The 21,221-nt window shown below is 56.3% G+C and carries 19 protein-coding genes; 11 read left to right on the top strand and 8 right to left on the bottom strand.

What is annotated here, in order from left to right; all coding sequences use genetic code 11:
• Positions 1-79: 79 nt before the first annotated feature.
• The gene (locus ACXADZ_RS06270; RefSeq protein WP_475193805.1) at positions 80-958 is read left to right on the top strand and encodes a LysR family transcriptional regulator; all 879 of its coding nucleotides are present in this window, start codon (positions 80-82) and stop codon (positions 956-958) included.
• 143 nt (positions 959-1,101) lie between these two features.
• On the opposite strand, the gene ACXADZ_RS06265 is transcribed toward ACXADZ_RS06270, so the two are convergent.
• Positions 1,102-1,725 (bottom strand): TetR/AcrR family transcriptional regulator, encoded by a 624-nt coding sequence (locus ACXADZ_RS06265; protein ID WP_171668555.1) that lies wholly within the window; start codon positions 1,723-1,725, stop codon positions 1,102-1,104.
• 137 nt (positions 1,726-1,862) lie between these two features.
• Here ACXADZ_RS06265 and ACXADZ_RS06260 point away from each other — a divergent pair, with 137 nt between their 5' ends.
• From ACXADZ_RS06260 to ACXADZ_RS06230, 7 genes are all read left to right on the top strand, one after another.
• Positions 1,863-2,327 carry a (2Fe-2S)-binding protein gene (locus tag ACXADZ_RS06260; protein ID WP_171668556.1) on the top strand — a complete coding sequence of 155 codons (465 nt, stop codon included), beginning with the start codon at positions 1,863-1,865 and terminating at the stop codon, positions 2,325-2,327.
• Between the two features lie 3 nt (positions 2,328-2,330).
• Complete coding sequence (locus ACXADZ_RS06255; RefSeq protein ID WP_475193801.1) at positions 2,331-4,517, top strand: xanthine dehydrogenase family protein molybdopterin-binding subunit; 2,187 nt, start codon at positions 2,331-2,333, stop codon at positions 4,515-4,517.
• Positions 4,518-4,652: 135 nt separating this feature from the next.
• A complete protein-coding gene (locus ACXADZ_RS06250) occupies positions 4,653-5,972 on the top strand; it encodes a glutamine synthetase family protein (protein WP_475193799.1) in 1,320 nt (439 codons plus the stop codon).
• Between the two features lie 58 nt (positions 5,973-6,030).
• On the top strand, positions 6,031-6,711 hold the full coding sequence (locus tag ACXADZ_RS06245) for a type 1 glutamine amidotransferase (RefSeq protein ID WP_171090856.1): 681 nt from the start codon (positions 6,031-6,033) through the stop codon (positions 6,709-6,711).
• Complete coding sequence (locus tag ACXADZ_RS06240; RefSeq protein WP_171090858.1) at positions 6,711-8,069, top strand: glutamine synthetase family protein; 1,359 nt, start codon at positions 6,711-6,713, stop codon at positions 8,067-8,069. The genes ACXADZ_RS06245 and ACXADZ_RS06240 overlap by 1 nt, the downstream gene beginning before the upstream one ends.
• A gap of 8 nt (positions 8,070-8,077) precedes the next feature.
• Positions 8,078-9,382: an NAD(P)/FAD-dependent oxidoreductase gene (locus tag ACXADZ_RS06235; RefSeq protein WP_475193796.1), complete on the top strand. Its 1,305-nt coding sequence runs from the start codon at positions 8,078-8,080 to the stop codon at positions 9,380-9,382.
• 113 nt (positions 9,383-9,495) lie between these two features.
• Positions 9,496-10,710, top strand: a complete 1,215-nt coding sequence (locus tag ACXADZ_RS06230; RefSeq protein ID WP_475193795.1) for a DegT/DnrJ/EryC1/StrS family aminotransferase — start codon at positions 9,496-9,498, stop codon at positions 10,708-10,710.
• A gap of 41 nt (positions 10,711-10,751) precedes the next feature.
• Here the strand turns inward: ACXADZ_RS06230 and phaR are convergent, their stop codons facing one another.
• The 3 genes from phaR to ACXADZ_RS06215 all read right to left on the bottom strand — a co-directional run bounded on the left by phaR (position 10,752) and on the right by ACXADZ_RS06215 (position 13,818).
• The gene (gene phaR, locus ACXADZ_RS06225) at positions 10,752-11,303 is read right to left on the bottom strand and encodes a polyhydroxyalkanoate synthesis repressor PhaR (protein WP_171185965.1); all 552 of its coding nucleotides are present in this window, start codon (positions 11,301-11,303) and stop codon (positions 10,752-10,754) included.
• A gap of 134 nt (positions 11,304-11,437) precedes the next feature.
• Entirely contained in the window at positions 11,438-11,884 is a 447-nt protein-coding gene (locus ACXADZ_RS06220) for a phasin family protein (RefSeq protein WP_475193792.1), read from the bottom strand.
• Positions 11,885-12,015: 131 nt separating this feature from the next.
• The gene (locus ACXADZ_RS06215; protein WP_475193790.1) at positions 12,016-13,818 is read right to left on the bottom strand and encodes a PHA/PHB synthase family protein; all 1,803 of its coding nucleotides are present in this window, start codon (positions 13,816-13,818) and stop codon (positions 12,016-12,018) included.
• 111 nt (positions 13,819-13,929) lie between these two features.
• Here ACXADZ_RS06215 and phaZ point away from each other — a divergent pair, with 111 nt between their 5' ends.
• Both phaZ and ACXADZ_RS06205 read left to right on the top strand, forming a co-directional pair.
• Positions 13,930-15,201, top strand: a complete 1,272-nt coding sequence (phaZ, locus tag ACXADZ_RS06210) for a polyhydroxyalkanoate depolymerase (RefSeq protein ID WP_475193785.1) — start codon at positions 13,930-13,932, stop codon at positions 15,199-15,201.
• A gap of 6 nt (positions 15,202-15,207) precedes the next feature.
• Positions 15,208-15,795, top strand: a complete 588-nt coding sequence (locus ACXADZ_RS06205) for a DUF6151 family protein (RefSeq protein WP_475193781.1) — start codon at positions 15,208-15,210, stop codon at positions 15,793-15,795.
• Here ACXADZ_RS06205 and ACXADZ_RS06200 read toward each other — a convergent pair.
• From ACXADZ_RS06200 to ACXADZ_RS06185, 4 genes are all read right to left on the bottom strand, one after another.
• Complete coding sequence (locus ACXADZ_RS06200) at positions 15,786-16,502, bottom strand: alpha/beta fold hydrolase (protein WP_475193776.1); 717 nt, start codon at positions 16,500-16,502, stop codon at positions 15,786-15,788. The genes ACXADZ_RS06205 and ACXADZ_RS06200 overlap by 10 nt on opposite strands.
• An 84-nt stretch (positions 16,503-16,586) precedes the next feature.
• Positions 16,587-17,201, bottom strand: coding sequence for a hypothetical protein (locus tag ACXADZ_RS06195; protein ID WP_475198504.1), 615 nt, complete (start codon positions 17,199-17,201; stop codon positions 16,587-16,589).
• Between the two features lie 44 nt (positions 17,202-17,245).
• The gene (locus ACXADZ_RS06190) at positions 17,246-18,238 is read right to left on the bottom strand and encodes an alpha/beta hydrolase (protein WP_475193774.1); all 993 of its coding nucleotides are present in this window, start codon (positions 18,236-18,238) and stop codon (positions 17,246-17,248) included.
• Positions 18,238-18,987 (bottom strand): alpha/beta fold hydrolase, encoded by a 750-nt coding sequence (locus ACXADZ_RS06185; RefSeq protein WP_475193772.1) that lies wholly within the window; start codon positions 18,985-18,987, stop codon positions 18,238-18,240. The genes ACXADZ_RS06190 and ACXADZ_RS06185 overlap by 1 nt, the downstream gene beginning before the upstream one ends.
• Positions 18,988-19,202: 215 nt before the next feature.
• On the opposite strand from ACXADZ_RS06185, the gene thrS reads away from it, so the two are divergent.
• The gene (thrS, locus tag ACXADZ_RS06180) at positions 19,203-21,161 is read left to right on the top strand and encodes a threonine--tRNA ligase (protein WP_475193769.1); all 1,959 of its coding nucleotides are present in this window, start codon (positions 19,203-19,205) and stop codon (positions 21,159-21,161) included.
• Positions 21,162-21,221 lie beyond the last annotated feature (60 nt).

The raw sequence follows: 21,221 nt of genomic DNA, 5'->3' as shown, positions 1-21,221 counted from the left end.
AGAGTTAGACCTGTTTCGCCTAATTTTCCTATTGCTTTTTTGTGCCTCTAATCATATCGAAATTGATATGACGTCCCGTATGTATAACCTGCCATCAACAAGTTCTCTGATTGCGTTTGAGGCGGTGGCGCGGTTACAGGGGTTTGCGCGAGCAGCCGAAGAACTTAATACCTCTCAGCCTGCAATCAGCCGTCACATCCGCAATCTGGAAATTCGTTTTGGGGCGGATCTTTTTCATCGGGACAGAACACCGATTTGCCTGACGGCTAAAGGAAGCTTGTTCTATGCCGGAGTTGTTCAGGGATTTGACGCATTACAAAACGCGGTTCGGGATCTTGAGCGCGTCGAAAATCGGGTCACACTGGTGTGTTCGCATTCGGTGTCGCATCTGTTGCTCATGCCACGCTTCGGAAAACTCCGGCAGGCGTTGGGTCGCAATGTCGAGCTACGTTTTATGACATCGGCGTACAATCTGGTTCAGGCTGCTGTTGAGACAGGCGGTGATATCGTTTTTGAATACTCCTCTTCACCGCCCGAGCACGAACATGTCGTCGTCTGTAAGGAAGAAATTAAGCCCGTTGGAACGCCCGAGAACGTTGCCAGAGCAATAGACGCTTTGCAGGGCAAATGCGATCCGCCACCGCTTTTGAAGCTTCAAAAGGAAAACTATGGCTGGATGGACTGGTCCGACTGGCAAAGCGCGCATCCCGGCTATGCCAACTGGCCGATTTCAGAAGAGTTCGATAGCTATGTCTACTTATTGGAAGCCGCCGCTTCTGGTGAAGGGCTCGGCCTTGGGTGGCGTAGCTTTGTCGATGCCTATCTGGACCGTGGCGATCTGGTTGAAATGCCCGATGACTGGTATTCAAGAGAGACCATCATTTACGCTAGGCTGACCCGCTACGGCCAACAAAACCCTATCGCTCGAAAATGCCTTAAACTGCTGGAAAACCTATAGCTGCATCGCTGCTGGCGCAGGACTTTATAGCAGATACATTGGGTTGAAACCCCGTATCGCAACACAAGCCTTCATAGTGGGCAGTGTTATGCGAAAAACAGAATTGCGAGCAGATTCCCCTGCCCTCGTAAAAAAGCGTCAGATCAATCACCGCTTGAAGCAGAAGAAACGCCGTATCTGCTGATCATCATCTCAACACTGTTTTCGATCGTTTGCGCCATTTCCGATTCGCTAAGCGTTCCACCCGTGAACATCAGCGGCCAAAAAGCACGCGCCTTAATCAGACCGACAAACTCGATCCCCGCGCGTTCGGGATCATCGACCTGCAACTGCCCGTCCTCGGCTGCATCTTTTAACATCGCAATAAAGGTCTGCGTCTTGTCCAGTTTCCCTTGGACCTTCGCCGCAAGTTCGGGGTTGCGCAAAGTTTCGCTGACCACCATCCGCGCCATGGCGATCACGTCGGGATGCATCAGAATCCGTCCCTCGGCCCAGGCCAGTTCAGTCAATTGCTCGCGAATATCGCGGCCTTTTTCATACCGGATTTCCAGAACTTCGGCAAAACGGCTGGATAGCTCAACAACAATAGAGCGAAACAAATTGTCCTTACTTTCGAAATACTTATACAGCGTACGCTTGGACACTTCTGCCCGAGCTGAAATTCGATCCATACTGGCCGCAGCAAAACCCTTTTCCTGGAATTCGGCCACAGCAGCTTCGATGATCTGTGCGTATTTGGACGCATTCGGTGTGCTGCATTCGTTCATATCAGAGCTATAGACCCATTGACGGGGAGCGGTCAAACCCTAGGTAAACGCAAGAGTTTACAAGGGCGTAAATCTGTGCCACTAGTAAACCCGCCAGTTTACCACTCTGGAAACCAGCCCGAACAGGAGAGTCCCCAATGTCATTAACTTTGAAACTAAACGGCAAGACCCATGAGGTTGATGCCGAACCCGGCACGCCCTTGCTGTGGGTGATCCGGGACGAGTTGAAGCTGACCGGAACCAAATTCGGATGTGGCGTTGCGTCGTGCGGCGCGTGTACCGTGCATTTGAATGGCGAGCCTGTCCGCTCGTGCCAGACTTACATCGAAGACGTCGAAGACGCCGAAATAACCACAATCGAAGCGGTTGGCGACGACAAGATCGGTGCTGCTGTTCAACAGGCATGGGTCGAGCTGGATGTGGTTCAATGCGGCTATTGCCAATCGGGTCAGGTGATGTCAGCGGTGGGGCTGCTTTCGGAAAACCCCAAACCGTCGGTCGAAGAGATCGACGATTACATGGCTGGCAACGCGTGCCGCTGCGCCACCTATCAACGCATCCGCGCCGGTATCCAGCGCGCGTCTGAAATCCTGGAGGCCTGATTCATGACCATCAACACTTCCCGCCGTGGATTTCTGAAAGGTGCTGCCGCTGCTGGTGCCGTCCTGCTGGTTGGCGCTCGTCCTGATGGCTCGCTTGCTGCCACAACAACGGAAAGCGCTCAGTTCAATCCGTTCGTGAAAATTGACGCCGATGGCACAGTAACAGCTATCGTAAAGCACTTTGAGATGGGCCAAGGACCAGCGACCGGCCTGCCCACTTTGATTGCCGAGGAAATCGGCCTGCGCATGGACCAAATCGCGTATGAATTTGCCCCGTCCAATGCACATGTCTACGCCAACCTCGCGTTCGGTCAGGCACAAGGCACCGGCGGGTCGACCGCCATGGCAAACTCTTGGCAACAATACCGTCAGGCCGGAGCCGCAGCGCGCGAAATGCTGATCAACGCCGCCGCTCAGGCTTGGGGCGTGGATGCATCGGGTGTGACCATCGAAGAGGGCATCGTCAAAGCAGGCGACAAGTCGGCACCGATTGCTGAATTTGTTGCTGCTGCTGCACAACTCGAAGCGCCAGCCGAACCGCAGCTTAAAGACCCGTCAGAGTTTCGCCTGATCGGCAACGAAGCCGTGCGCCGTAAGGATTCGGCGATCAAAGGCAATGGCCAGGCCATTTACGGCATGGACCTGCACCTGCCCAACCAAATGGTTGCGATGATCAAACGTCCAGACGCTCGCGGTGGAACGGTCAAGAGTTTTGACGACAGCGGGTCACAGCAAGTCAAAGGTTTCATCAACGCAGCGACCCTGCCGAACCAGGCCGGTGTGGCTGTCTATGCCGAAAACACATGGGCGGCTATTCAGGCGCGTGAAGCGCTTGAGGTTGAATGGGATGTTTCCGCTGCCGAAACCCGCAGTTCTCAGCAAATTGAGGAAGAGATCCGCGCCGCTTTGGACGCTGCGCCTCAGTACAACGTCAACGGGGCGGACGCGACCGAAGTTGCAGCAAAGATCGACGGTGCCGACACAGTTCTGGAGAAAACGTTCTACTTCCCGCTGCTGGCACATGCACCGATGGAACCGATGAACTGCACCATCGAACAGGCAGAGGACGGTACGATTGTGCTGCACGACGCGGCGCAGATTCCTACCATCGTACATTTCGCCCTGGCCGCAGTCTTTGAATTGCCGCCCGAGAAAATCCAGATCAACACCCTGTTGGCCGGTGGTTCTTTTGGGCGCCGCGCAACACCGGACGCAGATTATCAGGTCGAGGCGGCGTTGGCCTTTGTGCTCACAGATCGCACCCGCCCGGTGAAGCTGGTTTGGACACGTGAAGATGATATCCGCAGCGGCTATTACCGCCCGGCGTTCGGCCACAAGGTTCGGATTGGACTGGACGGTCAAGGCGACATCGTCGGATGGCAGCACCAGGTCGCAGGCCAGTCCATCATGAAAGGTACACCCTTCGAAGCGGTATTGGTTCATGACGGCATTGATCACAGCTCGATCGAAGGTATCGCGGACAGCCCTTATGCAATTCCCGGTATGGCCTTGGGGTTAACGGACACACCAAAAGCAACCTCGCTTCTGTGGTGGCGGTCTGTGGGGCACACCCACACGGCCTATGTCATGGAAACCATGATGGATCTTGCCGCTCAGAGCGCGGGACGCGATCCGGTAGAGTTCCGCTTGGCTCATTTGTCCGACAGCAGCAATCCTGACCAGCAGCGCAAGGCGGCCGTGTTGAAGCTGGCTGCGGAAAAGGCTGGCTGGGGAACCCCTCGTGAGGGCCGGGCATTAGGTGTTGCGGTTCACAAGTCTTTTGGGTCTTACGCAGCTGAAGTGGTCGAGATTTCGGGCGATCCGGAAAGCGGCATCAAGATCGAAAAGGTCACTTGCGCCGTGGATTGTGGCATTGCCGTGAACCCCGATACTGTGCGCGCCCAGATGGAAGGTGGCATTGGATACGGCATTGGCCATGTGATGCGCGACCAGATCACACTGACCAGCGGAGCGGTAGATCAGTATAATTTCCCTGACTATGAACCGCTTCGCATTGGCGATATTGCCGCGATCGACGTGCATATCATGCCGTCCGCCGAGGCACCGACCGGTGTTGGAGAACCCGGCACTCCGCCTTCGGCGCCGGCGCTGGCCAACGCGATCCACGCCATGTCGGGTCTTCTTGTTGCGCAACTGCCGATGGAAGAGAACGGCGTTAGTTTTGCATAAATAGCTTTGCCCCGCGCCGGGTCACACCAGCGCGGGGCTTGGCCTTGGTCTCCTGATCTAAAATTTGATCAAATTTGGTGACAAAACAGGTTCATTGAAGTACATCACGGGGAACCAGCACCGACGGAGCCCCCAATGGACCTGAGCGCCCTGCACAATTTTCGCGTTGCCGCATGTGACTTGAATGGCCAGATGCGTGGCAAGCGCGTTCCCCCTGCCTATGCGGACAAATTGGACAAAGGCGCAGTTCGAATGCCGTTTTCAGCATTGAATGTCGATCTATGGGGCGCCGACATCGACGGCAGCCCGCTTGTCTTTGAAACCGGTGATGCTGATGGCGTGTTGCGTCCGACCGAACGCGGCGCAGTCCCTGTACCATGGCTTGAGAGTGAAACAGCCCTAGTGCCAATGAGCCTTTATGATGATGAAGGTGTTCCATTTGCCGGAGATCCACGCCACGCGTTGTCAGCCACGCTGGACCGTTATGCGCAACGCGGCTGGTCGGTCATGGCAGCAACCGAGCTGGAGTTTACTCTGGTGGACGCCTCTGGCCCGCAACCGCAACCTCCGATAAACCCAATTACCGGACGTCGTATGTCGGACGAAGCCGTTCTGTCGGTTACTGAAATGGACGCGTTCGAAGAATTTTTCACCGACCTGTACGACGGCTGTGCTGATATGGGGATCCCTGCGCAGACGGCTATCTCAGAAAGCGGTGTCGGCCAGTTTGAGATCAACCTGAACCACCAAGGCGCTATGCGATGCGCTGACGATACGTGGCTTTTCAAGACCTTGACGCGTGGGTTGGCCCGCAAACATGGATTTGCCGCCACCTTCATGTCGAAACCCTATGCCGATGATGCAGGCAACGGGATGCATGTGCATTTCTCGGTTCTGGATCAGGACGGGCGCAACGTGTTCGACAACGGTGGATCAGAAGGCACTCAGGCTCTGAAGTCTGCCGTTGCAGGCTGTGTTGCGGCCATGCCGGGAAGTACGCTGATCTTTGCGCCGCACGGCAACTCTTACACCCGGCTTGTGCCGGGCGCTCATGCGCCGACGGGGGCGTGCTGGGCCTACGAGAACAGAACTGCCGCCATTCGTATTCCCGGTGGAAACCCATCCGCGCGCCGTATCGAGCACCGCGTCGCAGGAGGGGACATCAACCCCTACCTCATGCTGACTGCGGTTCTGGGGGCGGCACTGGTTGGTATCGAAGACGGGCTGCAACCGCCTGCTCCGATTTCCGGAAATGCCTATGATCTGACAGACTTGCCGCAGCTAATGCCCGACTGGTCAACGGCAATAGACCGATTTGAAGCAGACCCCATGATCGCACGCCTGTTCCCTGCCGACCTGATCCGGTATCTAGCCATGACCAAACGACAGGAAGTCAAACGGTTTTCGAGCATCCCACCAGAGGCGCACTGGCTGAGCTATCTTGAGGCGGTTTGACCCTCTTGCCGCCTTGTATGGACTCGGCTAGTATGAATTTGATCAAATTTGGTGACACATGAAAATCGGCATATTACAAACCGGCCACACCCCCGATGTGCTGCAGGGTGAATTCGGGGATTACGATGCTCTGTTTCCCAAACTTCTTGATGGGCACGGGTTTGATTTCGAAACCTTCGCTGTGGTGGACGGCATTTTCCCGAAGGATGCTGATGACGCAGACGGTTGGGTCATCACCGGTTCGCGCCATGGCGCTTATGAAGACCTGCCTTGGATTGCGCCACTGGAAGCACTGGTCCGAGAGATCCACCAAAGCGGCAAACCCCTTATTGGTGTGTGTTTTGGTCACCAGATCATCGCGCAGGCCCTTGGCGGCAAGGTCGAAAAATTCTCGGGCGGATGGGCCGTAGGGCGCACCGAATACGACTATAACGGGGATAAGGTCTGGCTGAATGCCTGGCATCAGGATCAGGTTGTAGACCTTCCTGAACAGGCGCGTGTTCTGGGACGGAATGCATTCTGTGAAAACGCGATGCTGGCTTATGGGGACACAATCTGGACCGTTCAGGCGCATCCAGAGTTTTCCAACGGCTTCGTTTCGGGCCTGATGCGAACACGAGGCAAAGGCGTGGTTCCCGACACCCTTATGCAAGCCGCCGCAAACCGTGAAACTGCACCCGATGACAATGCCAGAATCGCGCGCCAGATGGCCGAGTTTCTAAAGAAAGAGAGAGCCTGATGGCTGATTGGACCGATAAACTGCCGGACGCTGCCAAAGCGTATTTCCATGGGCAAAGGCTGGATGAGGTTGAATGCATCATCTCGGACCTGCCGGGTATTGCGCGGGGCAAGGCGGTGCCTGCCTCAAAGTTTGCAAAGCAGTCGTATTTCCACCTGCCCGACAGCATATTCTACCAGACCATCACTGGTGGCTGGGGTGAAGCGGCGGGTGAAGATGGCTTTATCGAGCGGGACATGATCCTCAAGCCCGATTTCTCGACCACCTCCGCCGCGCCCTGGACCGGAGACTGGACGCTGCAGGTGATCCACGACGCCTATGACCGAGAGGACAACCCTATCCCGTACAGCCCGCGTAACGTCCTGAAGCGTGTTGTACAGCTTTATCACGACAAGGGCTGGAAACCTGTTGTCGCGCCCGAGATGGAGTTTTTCTTGGTCGCCCCCAATGTCGACCCGGCACAGGGCATTAAGCCGATGATGGGGCGCTCTGGTCGCCCAGCCGCGGCGCGACAGGCCTATTCCATGACTGCGGTGGACGAGTTCGGCCCGGTGATCGACGACATCTATGATTTCGCTGAACACCAGGGGTTCGAGATCGACGGCATCACGCAGGAAGGCGGAGCCGGACAGTTGGAGATTAACTTGCGTCACGGCAATCCGATCAAGCTGGCGGATGAGGTGTTCTATTTCAAACGCCTGATCCGCGAAGCCGCGCTGCGCCACAACTGTTTCGCGACGTTCATGGCCAAACCGATCGAGGAAGAGCCCGGATCGGCCATGCACATCCACCATTCGATCATCGACATGGAAACGGGTGAGAATATCTTCTCCGGTCCGCAAGGCGGTGAGACGGACGCGTTTTACCATTTCATCGCAGGCTTGCAGAACCACTTGCCTGCTGGTCTGGCGGTGATGGCACCATATGTGAATTCGTACCGTCGCTATGTGAAAGACCACGCCGCGCCGATCAATCTGGAATGGGCCCGCGACAACCGTACAACCGGTATCCGCGTGCCCCTATCCAGCCCGGCGGCGCGCCGTGTCGAAAACCGCATCGCCGGAATGGACTGCAACCCGTATCTGGGCATCGCGTTGTCACTGGCCTGCGGCTATCTGGGACTGGTCGAACAGGAACGCCCCCGCCGCCAATTCTATGGCGACGCTTATGAAGGCGAAGGGGATATTCCTCAGATCATGGGGGAAGCGCTGGATCTGTTTGACGGGGCCACTGCCCTGCACGAGGTCCTTGGACCTGAATTCGCCCGCGTCTACGGCATTGTAAAACGGGCCGAGTACGAGGAATTCCTGCAGGTCATCTCTCCGTGGGAACGCGAACATCTTTTGGTCAACGTCTGAGACGCGCCGTGAACCTGCTTTATTCTAATGACCGCAAGGGCGAATACCCTGCCAGTTGGTACGCTGCGACGTCAAACCCGACGGATCGTTTCCCCGCACTGTCAGAAGACGTCAAAGCAGATGTGTGTGTTGTTGGTGGTGGCTATACCGGCCTGTCCACAGCATTGCATCTTGCCGAAGCCGGGTTCGACGTCGTATTGCTTGAGGCCCACCGCGTCGGCTTTGGCGCATCCGGCCGCAACGGTGGTCAGTTGGGCAGCGCACAACGGATGGATCAAGAGGATCTCGAAAGCCTTGTTGGCGATGAAGATGCCGCCAAACTGTGGAGTCTGGCCGAAGACGCCAAGGATTTGGTCAAGTCTCTGATCACCAAAAACCAGATCGCATGTGACCTGAAACCCGGCGTCGCGGTTTTGGGGCTAAGCACCTCAGAGCAGAAAGAACTGCACGACCATGCCGGTCACCTGTCTGACCGGTACGGCTATGATCAGATTGAGCTGTTGGACGAAAACGCAGGCCGCGCGCTCTGCCCGTCCCCAGCTTACAAAGGCGGATATCTGGATATGGGCGCGGCGCACCTGCATCCCTTGAACTATGCCTTGGGGTTGGCGCACGCGGCGGCAAAAGCGGGTGTGCGGATTTTTGAAAGCACCGAGGTCACAGGGATTGATGACTCCCGGCCTGCGGTGATCCGTACCTCTAACGGTACTGTTCGGGCCGAGCATGTGATCCTGGCGTGCAACGGCTATCTGGGCGACCTCAATCGCTCTGTTGCCTCTCGGGTCATGCCGATCAACAACTTCATTGCCGCCACCGAACCTTTGGGCAGCGATGCGGCGCGGGTTTTGACACAGGATGTCGCGGTTGCGGACACCAAGTTTGTGGTAAATTACTTCCGCCTAAGTGCGGATGGTCGACTGTTGTTTGGGGGCGGCGAAAGCTATGGCTACCGTTTCCCTTCGGACATTGCCGCCAAGGTTCGCAAACCCATGGCCGAGATTTTCCCCCACCTGCGTGACGTCAAAATCGACTATGCTTGGGGGGGAACGCTGGCTATCACCATGCGGCGGATGCCCTATTTGGCCCGCGTCGCGCCGAACATCCTGTCCGCTTCGGGCTATTCCGGTCATGGTGTCGGCACCGCGACCCACGCCGGGCAGCTCATGGCATTGGCCATTCAAGGACAGGCTGAAGGGTTCGACACAATGGCGCGCGTGCCTGCCCTGCCCTTCCCCGGCGGACCTGCGCTGCGCAACCCGCTGTTGGTGCTTGCGATGACCTGGTTCGCGCTGCGCGACCGGCTTGGGATCTGATCCACGTAAATTACGACAGATTGGTGAATTTTTGCCAACCCTGTGATTGAGGGCTTGGATTGCCATGTGATTACCTTTACCTTTCCCAAAGATAGAATTCGGGAAATCCAAATATGACGCTTCCACCAAACGTCCATGACGCCGAACCCATCCCCGCAGCAGCCCGCGAAGCCATCGGCGCCTTGATGCAATCAGGCGATCTGTTCCGCTATACCGCACCGCAAGACGCCCCGGTGGCCTTGCTGGAAGCTGAGTTCGCGGAATTGCTGGGCTCGAAATACGCGCTTGCTGTATCGTCCTGCTCGGCTGCGCTGTTCCTGTCGCTCAAGGCGCTGGATTTACCCCGCGACGCGCGCGTTCTGATCCCAGGCTTTACCTTCGCAGCAGTGCCGTCATCCGTCGTTCACGCAGATTGCATCCCCGTACTCTGCGAAGTGGGCGAAAACTATCGCATCGACATTGCCGATTTCGAAGTCAAGCTGAACGGCGTACAGGCCGTGATCATCAGCCATATGCGCGGACATACATCCGACATGGACGCAATAATGGAGCTGTGCGACGCGCGCGGCATTCCAGTGATCGAAGACGCTGCGCATTCGCTGGGCACCACGTGGCATGGCCGCAATATTGGTACGATCGGCAAGGTCGGTTGTTTCTCGTTCCAATCCTACAAGATGATCAACGCAGGCGAAGGCGGCATTCTGGTCACAGACGATGCCGATCTGGTGGCCCGCGCTGTCATCATGTCCGGCGCGTATGAGCATAACTGGAAGAAGCACAAAACCCCGCACGGCGATAACTCGCCTGAACTGGAACAGGCGTTTGCCCGTTGGCAGAACAAACTGCCCCTGTATAACCTGCGTCTCAGCAATCTGAGCGCGGCAGTAATCCGCCCTCAGATACCGGAACTTGCGCGCCGTGTGCGCGACGGTCTGGCGAACCACGACTATGTGGCCGAACGCCTGAACACCTCACCCTATATCGATGTTCCCGCACCGCTGGCACCTGAACGGCGTGCACCCGACTCGATCCAGTTCAATCTTGTTGGGATGGACGAGGCCGAGGTTCGTGCGTTTGCCGCCGCATCCGAGGCACGCGGCGTAAAAGTTCAGGTCTTTGGTCTGAGCGAGGACAATGCCCGCGCCTTCTGGAACTGGCAGTTCCTTCCTGAAACATTCGAACTGCCGCAAACCCGCGCCATGCTGATGAAAGCCTGTGACGTCCGCCTGCCTGTGCGACTGACGCGCGAGGAACTGGATGTGATCGCGGATGTTATTTTGGCCTCGGTGGGTGAAGTGACCGGCCCGATGCCGGTCTATGGCACCTAAAAAAGCAGGCCCGCTTAGCTGCGGGCCTTTTCTTTTCGATATCAGTTCAGCTTGGATAGTTTCTGCTGAAGCTCTGCCAGCTGTTTCTTGATATCATCCAGATCCTCTTTCGGCTCGGCCTTTTCCTCTTCCGCGTCAGGCGCAGACCATCCGCCGGACAAGCCACCGGTCATGGCTTTCAAGAACGCTTGTTGCTGCGCTTGCAGCGCGTCGAAACCCGGCATCTGAGACATCGGGTTCATGGCGCTCATGTTCTCCATCATCTTGCTTTGGCTTTCGCGCAGCATCTCGAACGAGCTTTGCAGGAATTGCGGCATCATACCCCCGCCCGGCACCATATAGCTGCGGACCAAATCGTTGAGAACGTTCACCGGCAGCACATTCTCACCCCGGCTTTCATGTTCAGCAATGATTTGCAGTAGATACTGCCGCGTCAGGTCATCCCCGGTTTTCAGGTCAATGATCTGCACCTCACGCCCGTCGCGGATAAAGCCCGCAATATCTTCGAGCGTCACGTAATCGCTGGTCTCGGTGTTATACAGCCGACGGCTGGCATAGCGCTTGATCAGCAGCGGTTTTTCTTGGTCCGACACCGGGTACCCTCCCCAAGGATGATGCGTTGCAGCACAGGTTATGCGACTGCAGCACAAAAAGAAAGGGCAGGTCAATCGACCTGCCCAACGCGATTGCACCTCATGGGAGGATTGGGTGCGCTTCGCGGACGTTCTTACTTAGCCGCTGCGGCTTTCTTAGCAGCAGTGGTCACGTCGTTGGTTGCTTTTTTGACAGCAGCAGTTGCTTCTTCTGCAACGTCTTTACCAGCAGCCATCAGCAGCTCGACGGTTTCGGTCTGAACTTTTTTCGCGATTTCAGCGAAAGCAGCCAGGTTTTCAGCTGCAACTTCAGCCGACGCGCTTGCAAAATCGGTTGCCGCTTTTGCGTAATCAGCAGGTTCTGCCTTTGCTTTCGACATCTCGGTCAGTTTGGCCAGAGTTTCTTTGGTCCATTTGTTCGAGATCTCAGCCGATTTCTCAGCAGCTTCCAGAGCAACACCCGACAGCTTTTCGTTCAGCGAAGCGGTCGATTTGAATGCGTCTTCCATTGCGGTGGTGTCCACCGGGAATGCGCCCATCATGTCTTTCATGATCGCGCTAAAGTCTTGGGTCTTTGCCATTGTCCTAATCCTTTTAGCCGGTCCGGGCCCACCCCGGGCTTCATCAGCTTGAGGACAATATGATTGCTGCGCCGCAGCATTGCAAGTTTTTTCTTGCTGCAGCGCAGAAAAAATTAAGTTTCAAAATGAAATCAGGCGTTTGGATTCGCCAAAACATAGGTCCCCGGAGCGGGTGCAAGGCTTGGATGGCCCGAATCGCCTGCATCGCGTGCTGGCACCTGTTTCCCCGACCGTTTCTTCAGCCAAGCGTCCCACATGGGCCACCACGATCCTTGGTGAAAATCTGCTTCTTTCAGCCAAGTATCAGAGTCCGCTTTCAAGTCCGGATTGGTGTAGTGCCCATATTTCTTTTTGCTCGGCGGGTTCACAATACCGGCGATATGGCCCGACTCTGAAACCACGAAAGTCTTCGACCGCGAGCCCATCTTTTGGACACCGCGATAACAGTCTTTCCAGGCAGCGATATGATCGGTCTCGCAGGTAATGGCCATCAAGGGCACATCCACGTCGCTTAACGTCAGCTTGTGGCCCATCAACTCAAAACCGTCTGTTGCGAACTCATTGCGCTGACACAGGCCACGCAAATATTGCACAGCCATTTTGGCAGGAAGGTTCGCACCATCGCCGTTCCAGTACAGCAGATCAAACGCCGGAGGCACCTCTCCCATCATATAGCTGCGAATGGCCGGCCCATAGACCAGGTCGCGCGACCGAAGGAACGACATGGTACGCGCCATGATCCACGAGCGAAGGACACCTTCCTTGTTCACTTCTTCCTCAATACCGTCGATGAAGTCGTTCTGCAGGAAAGGCGTGAACTCACCCTGATCAGAGAAATCCGTCAACGCCGTAAACAGCGTGGCCGATTTGACCGACTTGTCACCGCGCTGTTTCAACAACGACAAGGTGAGGCTGAGCGTCGTGCCCGCGATGCAATAGCCGACCGCGTTGACTTGCTTGACCTTGCAGATCTTCTTGGCGACGTCGATTGCCGTCAAAAAGCCGTCCTGAATGTAATCTTCCATGCCGGTTTCGGCATAACTTTCGTCTGGATTAACCCAACTGACGACGAACAAGGTGTAGCCTTGATCGGTGATCCATTTGATCAGGCTGTTTTGCGCTTTCAGGTCCAGAATATAGAACTTGTTGATCCAGGGCGGAAACAGGACGATCGGCGTCTCGTACACGGATTCCGTTGCAGGCTTGTATTGGATCAGCTCCATCATCCGGTTGCGGAACACCACGTCTCCCGGTGTGGTTGCCAGGTTTCCGCCAACCTCGAACGCATTTTCATCCGCAAGCTTTACAACCAGTTCGCCATCATTGGCCTCCAAGTCGGAAACAAGGTTTTCCAATCCCTGAATCAAGGATTGGCCTTCGGTCTCAACCGCCTTTTGCAGGGCATCAGGGTTTGTTGCCAGAAAATTGGTGGGGGCCATCATGTCGATGATCTGCTGCGAAAAGTACTGCAAGCGCTGCTTGTCCTTGGCATCCAGATCGTCGACCGAAGCGACAGCTTGCGCGATGGCCTGCGCGTTGGTTTGGTATTGCTGTCGGATCAGACGGAAATAGGGGTTGGTTTCCCATAGGGGGTTCGAGAAACGCTTGTCTCCGGGGGCGGGGTTTTCGTCTTCCAATTCACCTTGGGTCAATGCCTGCTGCGCTTCGGCAAAGTTCAGAACAGACTTTCCCCAGAATTCTATTTGCTGTTCCAACAGTTTGGCGGGATTTTGCCAAGCTTCGGCCCAATATGCCGTTGCTGCTCGTGCGAAAAGCTCTTGATTCGGGCCATCCAGCGCGGGGGTATGCGGCTTTTTAGTAGCCATGACCTCAATCAATCGCTTCGAGAGCTGCTCGACCTTGTCCATATTTTCTTTAAGGCGTTCAATGTGTTCGTCTGATACGTCTGGCATTTGGTCTTCGCTAGTTGTCATTTTAACAATTCCCCCCTAACCTCGCTGCTATGCAGAATAACGTCGTGGGTGCTGGGGGGCAAAGCGACGAATGGTCCGAACTTTCAGACTGACACTCAGGAGGCCCCATTTATGCGCTACATGATGACCTACGACCTTATGGAAACCATGCGCAACACCAACCAATGGCTTGGGGCAACAGCCAGCGCGATGGCCTCTTACCCAATGTTTTCGATGGTGCCCAACCCGGCTTTCAACTGGATGGCCGCCTGGGGTGAGGTGACTGAGCGTACGTTCCAGCGCATGGTTGTGAAACCTGACTGGGGTATCCGCACCTTCACTTGTGAAGACGGCAAGGACCACCTGGTTGAGATTACAACTGTTCTGGAACGCCCATTCGGCGATCTGGTCCATTTCCGCGTCAACGGCCGCGAAGAACAACCGCGCAAGGTGCTGCTGGTCGCGCCCATGTCGGGCCACTACGCAACGCTGCTGCGTTCGACCGTCAAAAGCCTTCTGGTCAATTGCGAAGTCTACATCACCGACTGGCATAATGCGCGCGATATCCCTGTGTCTGCGGGCAAGTTCGATGTAGAGGATTACACCCTCTATCTTGTCGATTTTATGAAAGAGTTGGGCCCAGAAACGCATGTTGTTGCAGTCTGTCAACCGGCCCCTCTGACCCTTGCGGCCACAGCCTACCTGGCCGAAGTGGAACCGAAAGCACAACCCAGCACCTTGACCTTGATTGGCGGCCCGGTCGACCCGGATGCGACCCCCACCGACGTGACCGATTTCGGACGGCGCGTGACCATGGGTCAGTTGGAAGAAACCATGATCCAGCGTGTCGGCTTCAAATACAAAGGCGTCGGTCGCATGGTCTATCCCGGCCTGTTGCAGCTTGCATCTTTCATGTCGATGAACGCCGAACGCCATTCCAAGGCTTTTTCGGATCAGATTCAACGCGTTATCCGGGACGAAGCCTCGGACATGGACGCCCACAACCGGTTCTATGATGAATATCTGGCCGTCATGGACATGACCGCCGAGTTTTATCTTTCGACTGTCGAGCGTGTCTTCAAGAACCGCGAGATTGCGCGGAATGAGTTTGTCGTCGCCGGTCACAAGGTGGACATGTCCAAGATCACGGATGTTGCAGTGAAAACTGTCGAAGGGGCAAATGACGATATTTCAGCACCCGGTCAGTGCATCGCCGCGCTTGAACTGTGCACCGGCCTGCCTGACAGCAAGAAGGCAAGCCATGTGGAACCCGGCGCAGGTCACTACGGCATCTTCGCAGGCCGCAGCTGGCGTGACAACATCCGCCCGCTTGTGATTGATTTCATGAATGAAAACAGCCGCAAGCCACGTCGCCGCGCTGCCAACACCAACAAAGTCGCGTAAAACGGAATGAGCGAGCCTGCGCATTGCGGCCTCGCCTTTTCCTGCCAGTGCGGAAAGTTGCAGGGGCACATTTCCGCAAGGGGTGTTCGGCAAGGGACTCATGTCTCCTGTTTTTGCCACGATTGCCGCGCCGCACAGCTGTATTTCAAACAACCGGACCCAGCCCCCGGACCTGTCGACATACTGCAGATGGCACCGGAAGAGATCGAAATCTCCTCCGGCAGTCAATTTTTGGCGGCGATGAAGCTTGGCCCCAACGGGATGCTGCGATGGTACGCCAGTTGCTGCAATGCCCCGCTGGCAACAACGCCACCACGCGCAAGTTTTCCCTTTGCCGGATTTCTGGTTCGCAGGATCACCGACGACATTTCGGTCCTGGGTCCCGTCACAACGCGCGGATTTGTGCCCCAACCCGATGGAAAACAGAAACACGAGAAAATCAGGTTTGCGGCCTTCGGTCTGATGCGTCGCGTTGCAGCTTCGCGTCTGTCTGGGCGCTGGAAGAACACACCTTTCTTCGACCCGAAATCCGGCGAACCCGTTGCGACGCCGTTGCTGATAACGAAAAACGAACGCGCAGCGCTCTATCCATAGTCGAACGGAAGCTGAGCATTCAGCCAAGTTTGCAGGGCTTCGTTCACGTGGTCAGGCGCTTCAAGGGTCAAAAGATGACCTGCGTTTTGAAGAGCAAGCATTTCGGCCTCCGGTAACAAATCAGCCATAAACGAATGTCGTCTGACCGGTGCAAGAGTGTCATGTGCGCCGCATAGCACCAGTGTCGGCACCTTGATTTTCCGTAATGCTGCTTGCTGATCAGGTCGTCGTTGCAAGGCTCGCATCTGGCGCACGAACACTTCGGCACCCAACCCCTCTGCCATCGCTAAAAAATCGTTCAGAATGGGGATGCGCCGAGGCCCCGGCGCCAAGGCGTCGGATCCCACAAGTTTGCGCATCATCTCTTCCAGACGACCGCCTTGCGCACCAATGATCAAATCTTCCCGACTGGCCGCCATTTGCGGTGTATCAGCCTGCGCATCGGTGGCCATCAGACACAGCCGAGAAATCCGTTCCGGCGCCCTACGCACAAGTTCCAAAGCCACCACGCCCCCCATACTGTGCCCGGCAAGCGCAAAACGATGTGGTAGTTGGTCAAGCAACCCCGAGGCGATTTCTTCAATGCGCTCGCCGCCAGACACAGGTGCGACAGTCACAGACCGCGCACGCGACAACAGCTCGATCTGAGGGCGAAACAGTCGGGCATCACACATCAACCCAGGCAAGAACACCAGCGGCTCGATCACGCGGGGCCTCCATTTAATCGGTTTTCCGAGCCCTTCCCTTTTCTGTCAGGATGAAAGGTTTGCCGCAGTCGGGCAAGGGAAACCTTATGGATAGGCAATTCCGCGAAACGCAGGGAAATCCGCGTACCGGAGCTGACGTTTGGATCTGTCTTCATCGGGGTCAGCCCCCGGCTTCAACAGACAGCCCCGCGGGTCGATATAGCTGTCAATCCTGCGCAGCGGCTTAGGCCGCCACACCAAATTGAATGCGCAAAGCTTGGGAAAAAACCAAATCTCGGAATAGGTCAGGTGATCGTGCATCCACCACGCCAAATCGCGCCAGTCCCGCCCTTGCGCGTAGTGATCTGCAAACCAAGGGATCACGATAGAAGCTCCTGCAATTCGCGCATCGCATTCGCCGCGATCCCAGATATGGCACTCCAGCCGGTTGTCATTGCGGGCGCAGTTCAGCCGATTTTCATTGCCGAACCGGTTCAAAGACGGCGACCTGTACCCTGATCGCACGGCGACACGGCCAAAGGTTTCCTCCAACGGGTCCAGCAGTGTTTCGCAAAACGCGCGCCCCGTCTCGATCGCCAGGTCCGGATTGTCGGGAATATTCTGCTTTTGGTGGAAATTGCCGATCTCCGAATACAGAAAATCGCGCATGAAGAAATGCCGGGACAAGCGAACGCGACCCAAGGTCTCTAAACTCCACATGCTGCCCGGCTTTCGCATTTTGCCTCCTCAATTTCGGTTGGGCTTTACTCTATCCCCAGTTCTTTCAACCAAGTCAGGATACTCTCAACGGCGGCATCGGTCTGCCCCGGCGACATCAGCCGCCCGGCAATGACATGTGATGCGGGATCGTCTCCTGGCCCCATTGTGACCAACTCGACCGTTGCTGAAGCGCCCCAGGCTTCGGCGACTTTATGTGTCTTGTCGGGACGCACAACCTGATCATCGTCCGAAAACCAAAACAAGGCTGGCACCAGAGCTTCGGAAAAATCCAACGCATAAACGACATCAACCAGAACGGACATCGGAACGACGGCTTCCCAAGGATAGACGGCGGACCAATACGTGTTCTTCTCTGGATCCGGTCCGGACACATCTCGCTCTGGCCCCATAAGGATCGGTAACCAATCCCGGGCCCAAGGCAGCGTCGGCACCCACGCCGCGGCAGTATTCACGCCAAAATTCGGCGACACAAAGACCATTGCGGCAACATCTTTGCTAAGATCCGCGTCAAGCGCTGCAGCCGCCGCCAAAGTACCACCGGTAGAGGTTGAGATAACGATCACCTTGTCGCCAACCGCCCGCGCCGCAGCCAACCCTTCGGCAGTGTCCTGCATCCAACCTGACGCCGTGCCTTCCGCCATGGCAGATCCATCTCGGCCATGACCCTGCAGGCGCATGTAGACAAGGTTTGCCCCAAGCGCATCGGCGACCAGATCAGGCACCGGACGGATTTCTTCGGAACTTGCAGAAAACCCATGGATATAGAGCACAGAGTAAGGTGTGCGCTGCTCCTTGAAACCTTCCTGCCAGACCACACGCTTCTCAACGCCTGGAACAATATCGTCAAAAGCTGATTCAGTGCTTTCGAAATAGACCTGAACACCTTCACCAAACTTGCGAGAGTCGAATGTTGGGTGCAAATCCACCTCCTCGCGCGGCCCGAACCAATAGATGAGGCCGCCGACGACAATCAACGCCAACAGAAACCGCCCAAGCAACCAGCCCAAACGCTGCATCAGACGCCTCCCACCACATCCAGCACCGCGTCTTCAATCAGCCCCAGACAGGGACCGTCCGAAAAGCGATGATCCGCATCCTTGACCAGCAAAAGGCGCATATTCGGCCCGGTCGCGTGATCCAATAGCCGCACTGCGGTTTCCGTCGACACCGCCGTATCCGCCGTTCCCTGAAGAAAACGCACCGGGAAGGGCAGATGAAGCGGATCCCGTAGAACCAATCGCTGCCGCCCGTCTTCGATCATTTGTTTGGTGATGATGTAGGGTTCCATATAGTCAGAAGGCAGTTCCACGTGACCAACTTTATCCAGCATCGCCTTTTGCTCGTCGCTGAATGCCGCCCAGTAGCCGTCTTCTGTGAAGTCCGGCGCAGCAGCAATTGTGACCATGCCCGCAATCCGGTCCGGCATCGCCTTAGCCAACAACAACGCCTGCCACCCCCCCATGGAGGATCCCACAACAATCAACGGCCCATCAGTCAACGCCGTCACGGCCGCTACAGTATCTTCGTGCCAATCGCCGATGCACCCATCGGTAAACGCTTCCGAGCTTTCTCCGTGCCCCGAATAGTCAAACCGCAAGAATGCCTGCCCTCGCGCCTGTGCCCAAGCCTCCAGATGAACCGCCTTGGTGCCTTCCATATCCGACATCAGCCCGCCCAGGAAAACGATGGTCGGGCCCGCACCCTCACTTTTGTGATAGGCCAACCGGCGGCTTTGCGCCGTCTCCAGAAAATTTGTTGCTGCCATGAAATCCTCTTTCCTTTCGCAGCATCATGCACGCCACGTACCCAAGTGCAATTCCCGGATCCCTCTTCATCTGGCTCAAAATACCTCGGGGTGCGCGAGGGGCTGGCCCCTCGCTCCTGCCCTTGACACAGGATCAACCACCTGCCAAACGAGCCGAACGCAAATAACCCGCAACCGGGCGTTCAGTGGGCGCCAAACCGACGAGGAGAGCCGATATGGCCCTGGATTCAAAATCCGTCTCTCTCACCTTTCCCGATGGCAATGCACGCACTTATGACGCAGGCGTTACACCTGCTCAGGTGGCTGCAGATATTTCAACTTCATTGGCCAAAAAGGCCATCTCGGCCACGGTAGATGGCCAACACTGGGATCTGCAATGGCCCATTGACGCTGACGCCCAGATCGCCATCCACACCATGAAGGATGAAGAACAAGCCAATGAGCTGATCCGTCACGATCTGGCTCACATCATGGCGCGCGCCGTTCAGGAAATCTGGCCCGCCACTAAGGTCACCATCGGCCCCGTGATCGAAAACGGCTGGTACTATGACTTTGACCGAGCGGAACCGTTCACGCCCGAAGATCTTGGCCTGATCGAGAAAAAGATGAAAGAGATCATCAACAAGCGCGATCCCGTGACCACCGAGGTTTGGGACCGTGACCGCGCGATCGAATTCTATAAGGCCAACAACGAACCCTATAAGGTCGAACTGATCGAATCCATCCCGGGCGACGAACCGCTGCGCATGTACTGGCACGGTCATTGGCAGGACCTATGCCGTGGCCCGCACCTGCAACACACCGGCCAGGTGCCGGGCGACGCGTTCAAGCTGATGTCAATCGCTGGCGCCTATTGGCGTGGCGACAGTGACCGCGCGATGCTGCAGCGCATCTACGGCGTGGCCTTCACAGGAAAGGAAAAGCTAAAAGCCCACCTGCACATGTTGGAAGAGGCTGCCAAACGCGACCACCGCAAGCTTGGTCGTGAAATGGACCTGTTCCACATGCAGGAAGAGGCCCCCGGCCAGATCTTCTGGCATCCCAACGGTTGGACCGTCTACACGCAATTGCAGGACTACATGCGCCGCCAGCAACGCAAAGGCGGCTATGTCGAAGTCAACACCCCTCAGGTCGTTGACCGCAAACTGTGGGAAGCCTCGGGTCACTGGGACAAATATCAGGAAAACATGTTTATCGTCGAAGTGGACGAAGAACATGCGCGTGAAAAGGCTATCAATGCCCTGAAACCGATGAACTGCCCTTGCCACGTACAAATTTTCAACCAGGGTCTGAAGTCTTATCGCGACCTGCCGCTGCGGATGGCAGAATTCGGATCGTGCAACCGTTATGAGCCGTCAGGTGCCCTGCACGGCATCATGCGCGTGCGCGGCTTTACGCAGGATGATGGTCACATCTTCTGCACCGAGGATCAGATTGAATCCGAGACTGCCGAGTTCATTCGTTTCCTTTCCGAAATCTACAAAGACCTCGGGTTCGAAAACTTCTCGGTCAAATTTTCGGATAGGCCCGAAAAGCGCTCTGGATCGGATGAGGTTTGGGACAAGGCCGAAGCCGCCCTGCTCAGCGCGACCCGTGCGGCGGGGATCGAACCGGAACTCAACCCCGGTGAAGGCGCGTTCTACGGCCCGAAGCTTGAATTTGTTCTGACCGATGCAATCGGCCGTGACTGGCAGTGCGGAACGCACCAAGTGGACTTTGTTCTGCCCGAACGTCTGGATGCGACTTATATCGGAGCCGACGGCGGCAAACACCGCCCTGTGATGTTGCACCGGGCAACTTTGGGTTCGTTCGAACGTTTCATCGGCATTCTGATCGAGGAACACGCAGGCAAGCTGCCTTTCTGGCTGGCCCCGCGTCAGGTCGTGGTCGCCTCGATCACGTCCGAGGCCGACGCCTATGTTGCCGAAGTTGTTGAAACCCTGCGCGCCGCCGGTGTGCGGGCCGAAGCAGATATTCGCAACGAAAAGATCAACTACAAGGTCCGCGAGCACTCGGTTGGCAAAGTGCCGGTGATTCTGGCCGTTGGTCACCGCGAAGTTGAAGAACGCACCGTCAGCGTCCGGCGTCTGGGTGAAAAACAGACGCAGGTTCAACCGCTTGATGTTGTAACAAATGAGCTTTCGCACGCCGCCACACCACCAGATCTGCTGTAACAATCAGCGGCATACCGCTGGAAATCCGGCCCTTGAAACGGGGCCGGATTGTAACATTTC

This window comes from Ruegeria sp. ABM4_193, assembly GCF_056158705.1.
The sequence above is the reverse complement of the archived record's forward strand: the minus strand, read 5'-3'. Positions and strand labels throughout refer to the sequence as shown.